Annotated in this window: 7 protein-coding genes; 3 read left to right on the top strand and 4 right to left on the bottom strand. The window is 53.9% G+C overall.

Features of this window, described 5'->3' with window-relative positions; genetic code table 11:
- Positions 1-573, top strand: a 573-nt coding sequence (queA, locus tag ACTHS3_RS08920) for a tRNA preQ1(34) S-adenosylmethionine ribosyltransferase-isomerase QueA (RefSeq protein ID WP_440367727.1), incomplete at its 5' end; no start/stop codon positions are given.
- A 205-nt stretch (positions 574-778) separates the two neighbouring features.
- Here queA and gyrB read toward each other — a convergent pair.
- From gyrB to ACTHS3_RS08900, 4 genes are all read right to left on the bottom strand, one after another.
- Positions 779-3,169 (bottom strand): DNA topoisomerase (ATP-hydrolyzing) subunit B, encoded by a 2,391-nt coding sequence (gyrB, locus tag ACTHS3_RS08915; RefSeq protein ID WP_049336914.1) that lies wholly within the window; start codon positions 3,167-3,169, stop codon positions 779-781.
- A gap of 194 nt (positions 3,170-3,363) precedes the next feature.
- Entirely contained in the window at positions 3,364-4,251 is an 888-nt protein-coding gene (gene prmA / locus ACTHS3_RS08910; RefSeq protein ID WP_004520996.1) for a 50S ribosomal protein L11 methyltransferase, read from the bottom strand.
- An 89-nt stretch (positions 4,252-4,340) separates the two neighbouring features.
- Positions 4,341-5,150, bottom strand: a complete 810-nt coding sequence (dapB, locus tag ACTHS3_RS08905; protein WP_070587563.1) for a 4-hydroxy-tetrahydrodipicolinate reductase — start codon at positions 5,148-5,150, stop codon at positions 4,341-4,343.
- A gap of 9 nt (positions 5,151-5,159) precedes the next feature.
- The gene (locus ACTHS3_RS08900; protein WP_070587613.1) at positions 5,160-5,555 is read right to left on the bottom strand and encodes an outer membrane protein assembly factor BamE; all 396 of its coding nucleotides are present in this window, start codon (positions 5,553-5,555) and stop codon (positions 5,160-5,162) included.
- A gap of 151 nt (positions 5,556-5,706) precedes the next feature.
- Between ACTHS3_RS08900 and fur the strand changes: the two genes are divergently transcribed.
- Positions 5,707-6,204, top strand: a complete 498-nt coding sequence (fur, locus tag ACTHS3_RS08895; protein WP_003682812.1) for a ferric iron uptake transcriptional regulator — start codon at positions 5,707-5,709, stop codon at positions 6,202-6,204.
- A 77-nt stretch (positions 6,205-6,281) separates the two neighbouring features.
- Positions 6,282-6,673, top strand: a 392-nt coding sequence (locus ACTHS3_RS08890) for a leucyl/phenylalanyl-tRNA--protein transferase (protein WP_440367725.1), incomplete at its 3' end; no start/stop codon positions are given.

Raw genomic sequence — 6,673 nt, 5'->3', positions numbered from 1 at the left:
GTGGCCGATGATGAAGACGACAGCCGCTATCAGACCGTGTACGCCAAGTACCAAGGCGCAGTGGCCGCACCGACGGCAGGCTTGCACTTTACCGATGAATTATTGGGCCGTCTGAAAGCCAAAGGTGTAGAAACCGCGGAAGTAACCCTGCACGTCGGTGCCGGCACATTCCAACCCGTGCGCGTCGATAAAATTGAGGAACACAAAATGCACAGCGAGTGGTTTGACGTACCGGCCGAGACTGTTGCCGCCATTGAAGCCGCTAAAGCGCGCGGCAATAAAGTGTGGGCGGTGGGCACAACCTCCATGCGCGCCTTGGAATCTGCCGCACGCGAGACAGGCCGTCTGAAAGCCGGTCGCGGCGATACCGATATTTTCATTACGCCGGGCTACCGCTTCAATGTTGCCGATCGATTGATTACCAACTTCCACCTGCCCAAATCAACCTTGCTGATGCTCGTCAGCGCGTTTTCGGGCATGGAGCATATCCGCAGCGTTTACCGTCATGCGGTGGAACAGGAATACCGCTTTTTCAGCTATGGCGATGCGATGATTTTGGGGAAAGCGGAATAAATTTGAAGCGGATTGGAGCATTTCAAACTGGTTATTTGGGTTGTCCCGAATCCGAATCAGTTGGAACGCTCTAAAATACGCGAATTAAAATAAATTATTGAAGTAAACACGCGAAGTTATTGGAATTTGAGTTGTAAGAAATAAAGCACAAAACAAAAAGGCCGTCTGAAAATCGTTTTTCAGACGGCCTTTTATCTTTCCATGCTTAGGCGTCGATGTTTTGCGCCAGCAGGGCGTTGTTTTCGATGAAGGCGCGGCGCGGTTCAACTTCGTCGCCCATCAGGGTAACGAACACTTCGTCGGCGGCGATGGCGTCTTCGATGCGGACTTTCAGGAGGCGGCGGACGGTAGGATCCATCGTGGTTTCCCAAAGTTGTTCCGGGTTCATCTCGCCCAAGCCTTTGTATCGTTGGATGGACATGCCTTTTTGAGCAACGCTCATCAAGATGTCCAAAGCGCCTTCAAAGCTGTCGATATCGTATTCGTTGTCGCCTTTGTAGAGCTTCGCCTCTTTTCCGACTATGCCTTTGAGTGCGGCGGCGGTTTGGGTAAGGGTTTGGTAGGCTTTGCTGTTGAGGAACTTAGGCTCAAGGTAGCTCACCATCACATTGCCGTGCAACTTGCGTGTGATTTTGATGAACTGGTGTCCTTCGTGGCCTTCGATACGTTCGAGCGCGACTTCTTTTTCGTCCAAGAGGCCGCTCAATTCGGCAACGGCCCGGTCTGCGCTTTCTGCGGTGCTGAGATCGACTGGCGAAGCGTGCAGCATGGCATGCAGGACGAGTTCGTCAATGATGCGGCTTTCTTGCTCGATGACGGTTTTTGCCAACAGGAATTGTTTGGCGGTATTGGCAAGCTCTTCGCCTTCGATGGTGCGGCCGTCTGAAACGATTTTGGCTTTTTCCAAGGCCAAGCCGAGCAGCCATTGGTCTTTTTCCAATTCGTCTTTGAGATAGCGCTCTTGTTTGCCGTATTTGGCTTTGTACAAAGGCGGCTGGGCAATGTAGATGTAGCCGCGTTCGACCAGCTCGGGCATTTGGCGGTAGAAGAAGGTCAGGAGCAGGGTGCGGATGTGCGCGCCGTCCACGTCGGCATCGGTCATGATGATGATGCGGTGGTAGCGCAGTTTTTCGGCATTGAATTCTTCTTTGCCGATGCCTGCGCCCAAAGCGGTAATCAGCGTGGCGACTTCTTGGCTGGCCAGCATTTTTTCAAAACGTGCTTTTTCGACGTTCAAAATCTTACCTTTGAGCGGCAAAATTGCTTGGAATTTGCGGTCGCGGCCCTGCATGGCGGAACCGCCTGCGGAGTCGCCCTCGACGAGGTAGAGTTCGGACAGGGCAGGGTCTTTTTCTTGGCAGTCGGCCAGTTTGCCCGGCAGACCCAAGCCGTCCATCACGCCTTTGCGGCGGGTAATTTCGCGGGCTTTGCGGGCGGCTTCGCGCGCGCGCGCGGCATCGACGATTTTGCTGGTGATAATTTTGGCTTCGGTCGGGTTTTCTTCAAGGAAGTCGGTCAAGGCTTGGTTGATGACTTCGTTAACGACGGGGCCGATTTCGCTGGAAACCAGTTTGTCTTTGGTTTGCGATGAGAATTTCGGGTCGGGCAGTTTGACGGACAAAACGCAGGTCAGGCCTTCGCGCATATCGTCGCCGGCGGTTTCCACTTTGGCTTTTTTGGCGACTTCGTTGGCTTCGATATAGTTGTTGATGGTGCGGGTCATCACTTGGCGCAATGCGGTCAAGTGGGTGCCGCCGTCGCGTTGCGGAATGTTGTTGGTAAAACATTGCACGCTTTCTTGGTAGCTGTCGTTCCATTGCATCGCGCATTCGACGCTCATGCCGTCTTTTTCGCCGAACGCGTAGAAGATTTTTTCGTGCAACGGTGTTTTTTTGCGGTTCATGTATTGTACGAAGCCGGCCACGCCGCCGGAGAGGGCGAAGCTTTCGTGTTTGCCGTCGCGTTCGTCGATCAGCTCGATATCTACGCCGTTATTGAGGAAGGAAAGTTCGCGGATACGTTTGGCAAGGGTGTCGAAGCTGTATTCGACATTGCCGAAGGTTTCGCTGCTGGCGAGGAAGCGTACGGTTGTACCTTTTTTGTCGGAATCGCCGACGACCTTCAACGGCTCTTCGGTTTCGCCGCGTACGAAGCGGACGAAGTGTTCTTTGCCGTCACGGTAGATGGTCAGCGTTACCCAGTCGGACAGCGCGTTGACGACGGATACGCCCACGCCGTGCAGACCGCCGGAGATTTTGTAGCTGTTGTTGTCGAATTTGCCGCCTGCGTGCAAGACGGTCATGATGACTTCGGCGGCGGAGCGGCCTTCTTTCGGGTGGATGCCGGTCGGCATGCCGCGGCCGTTGTCGGCCACGCTGACGGAATTGTCGGCATGGATGGTTACGGTGATTTTGTCGCAATGTCCGGCGAGCGCTTCATCAATAGCGTTGTCGAGCACCTCGAACACCATGTGGTGCAGGCCGCTGCCGTCCTGCGTGTCGCCGATATACATACCGGGGCGTTTGCGTACCGCTTCCAAGCCTTCCAGCACTTGTATGCTGTCGGCGCCGTATTCTTCGTGTTTTTGGTCAGTCATGGTCTTTTCTTGCTGAATTTCAAGGAATTTTTCCGTGCGCGCGATGAAATGTCAAACGGGCGCGGCGGATGTGTTCCGAAAGGTCAAAATAATAGGCAATTATACCTGATTTTGCTGGAATATTCAGCGTTTTAAGTACAAAAAGGCCGTCTGAAAGATTAAATTTCAGACGGCCTTTGTATCGGAAAACAGGTTTAGCGTTTGACGCCGCTCAATCGCGCCCAGCCTTCTTCGATTTCGGCAGGCTCAATGTCAAACCATTGGCTGTAAATGCCGCTGAGTTCTTCGACTTGTTCGTCCAAAAGGCCGGACAAGACAATGCGGCCGCCTTGTTTGGTACGCGCGGCAAGCATTTCGCCGAGCATACGCAGCGGGTTGGCCAGAATGTTGGCGACAACGACATCAAATTGGCCTTGCGGCAGGCCGTCCGGCAGGTAGAACTGCGCGTCAACGTTGTTTTGCGCGGCATTGTCTTTGCTGGCGCGGATGGCTTGTTCGTCAATATCTACGCCGATGGCGGAGCCTGCGCCGAGTTTGAGGGCGGCAATGGCCAAAATGCCTGAGCCGCAGCCGTAGTCCAATACGCTTTCGCCGCCTTTGAGCTGTGTGTCGAGCCATTTGAGGCAGAGGCGGGTGGTCGGATGGCTGCCTGTGCCGAAGGCAAGACCCGGGTCAAGTTGCAGGTTGACGGCGTTGCCGTCGGGCGCTTCGTGCCAAGACGGGGTAATCCATAGGCGGTCGGAAATTTGAATCGGGTCGAATTGCGCTTGGGTCAGGCGTACCCAGTCTTGATCTTCAAGGATTTCGCCGGTGTATTTCAAATCGTTCAAACCGCATTCCTGCGCGGCGGCTTCGATAATGGAAGCGGCATCGTCGCTTTCGCCGAAAAGGGCGATGACTTTGCTTTGTTGCCAGATTTGTTCGGTCGGCATGCCCGGCTCGCCGAAAATGGCCTGCTCGTTTTCTGTACCGGCGTAGGCATCTTCAATGGCGGCGGACAATGCGCCGTGTTCCATCAGCGCGTCGGCAAGGCGTTCGGCGACGGCATCGTTGACGTTGATGGTGATTTGTTGATAGGACATGGTGGGGCTTTCTTTTTAATAAGGCCGTCTGAAAATCGATGTTGTGCTTTCAGACGGCCTTGTAAGGTATGAAACCTGATGATGCGGGTTTATCGGTTTTTCAAACCCAATACGTCTTGCATATCGTACAGGCCTTTTTTGCCGTTTGCCCAAACTGCGGCGCGTACGGCACCGGCGGCAAAGGTCATGCGGCTGCTGGCCTTGTGGGTGATTTCCACGCGCTCGCCGTCGGTGGCGAAGAGGGCGGTGTGGTCGCCGACGATGTCGCCTGCGCGGACGGTGGCAAAACCGATGGTGGATGGATCGCGCGGGCCGGTGTGGCCTTCGCGGCCGTAAACGGCGCATTCTTTGAGGTCGCGGCCGAGGGCGTCGGCAATGACTTCACCCATGCGCAACGCGGTACCGCTTGGGGCATCGACTTTGTGGCGGTGGTGGCCTTCGATAATTTCGATGTCGTAGCCTTCGTTTAACACGCGGGCAACAGTGTCGAGGATATGGAAGGTCAGGTTGACGCCGACGCTGAAGTTGGCTGCAAAGACAACGCCTATTTTTTCGCCTGCGGCTTGGATGGCGGCTTTGCCTGCATCGTCAAAACCGGTCGTGCCGATGATGATGTTGACGCCTTTTTCCACGCATTTTTGCAGGTGTTTCAGGGTTGGCTCGGGACGGGTAAAGTCGATAAGGACATCGCTTTGAGCCAGTACGGCATCCACGTCGTCTGAAATGGTAACGCCGGTTTTGAGGCCGGAGGCGAAGCCTGCATCCAAACCCAATACTTCCGAACCAGAATGCTCGAGTGCGCCGGAGAGGACGGCATCGGGATGGTTGTTGACCGCTTCAACCAAAACGCGGCCCATGCGGCCGTTGACGCCGGCAATGGCGATTTTCAATGCGCTCATGGGATTTCCTTATTTCGCGTTGGTTTCGGTAGTCGGAACGATGTTTTGTCCGGCTTGAACGGCTTCGATGGATTTTTGGATGGCATCGCCTTCGGCGCGTGCGAGGACGTCGTTTTCAAAGTACAGAGTCAGGTTGCTTTGTTCTTTGATGATGCCGTTGCGGCTGGTGTTGAAAGTGTAATCCCAGCGGTCGGCATGGAAGGCATCGCGCAGGAGTGGCGTACCGAGCAGCAGTTGGACTTGGTCGCGGGTCATACCTTGGCGCAGGGAAACCACGGAGCGGGGATTGAGCTCGTTACCTTGAATGATTTTGAGTTTGTAGGATGGAAAGTTGGATACGCGCTCGGCACTGCATGAGGCCAGACCTAAAATAGCGGCGATGGCAAGGCATAAGGCTTTATTCACGGGCTTACCTTTCTGTGTCATTTCGGGAAAGATGTTTATCATCGCTTGAATATTTTTAAAAAGCAAACGATAATCATCTTCTTAATTTTTCTTTTCGCCGATTTTCAATTGCAAGACCGGCGGCAGATTGCCGCCCTTTAACGGCCCAATAGTGGGCAAACGGGCGGAAAGTGCGTATTATAACGGTTATTACCTTACAGGGATATTGAATATTATGGAAAAATTCAGCAACATTGCGCAATTGAAAGACAGCGGTTTGAAAGTTACGGGTCCGCGTTTGAAAATTTTGGACTTGTTCGAGACTCATGCCGAGGAGCATTTGAGTGCAGAAGATGTGTACCGTATCCTGTTGGAAGAGGGTGTGGAAATCGGCGTGGCGACGATTTACCGTGTGCTGACCCAGTTTGAACAGGCCGGCATTTTGCAACGCCACCATTTTGAAACCGGCAAAGCGGTTTATGAATTGGACAAAGGCGATCACCACGACCACATCGTCTGCGTGAAATGCGGCGAAGTAACCGAATTCCACAATCCGGAAATCGAAGCGCTGCAAGACAAAATCGCCGAAGAAAACGGCTACCGTATCGTTGACCACGCGCTGTATATGTACGGCGTATGCGGCGAATGCCAAACCAAAACCAAACGTTAATCAGTTTGTATGTTGATTTTTCAGACGGCCTTGGGCATTTTCAGCCTGAGGCCGTCTGAAACTTTATGGGCTTTACGATGAAGATTCCTTTTCTTGCGCCACGGGATTATCGTTTCCCCGACCCGTCTTACGCTTTGGCGGAATGCGACGGCTTGGTCGGCGTCAGCGGCGATTTGGATACGGGGCGGCTGTTGTCGGCGTATGTGCAGGGGATTTTTCCGTGGTTTAGCCGCGACGGTTGGTTTTTCTGGTATGCGGTTGCGCCGCGAGCCGTGATTGTGCCGGAAAACCTGCATATCGGCCGTTCGCTTGCCAAAACTTTGCGTCACAAGCCGTATCGGGTAACGGTCAACCGCTGTTTTGAAAAAGTGATTGCCCATTGCGCCAATGTACCGCGTCCGGAACAGGACGGAACGTGGATAGAACCTGCGTTTCAGACGGCCTATTTGAAGCTGCACCATCAGGGGCA

The organism is Neisseria sp. P0009.S007 (assembly GCF_051962515.1).
Note: the sequence above shows the minus strand (reverse complement) of the source record. Positions and strands in the feature narration are given on the sequence as shown.

Coding starts and splice junctions, on each gene's coding strand:
- dapB (WP_070587563.1), bottom strand. CDS start 5,150: ATGAGCGCATTGAAAATCGCCATTGCCGGCGTCAACGGCCGCATGGGC.
- gyrB (WP_049336914.1), bottom strand. CDS start 3,169: ATGACTGACCAAAAACACGAAGAATACGGCGCCGACAGCATACAAGTG.
- prmA (WP_004520996.1), bottom strand. CDS start 4,251: ATGTCCTATCAACAAATCACCATCAACGTCAACGATGCCGTCGCCGAA.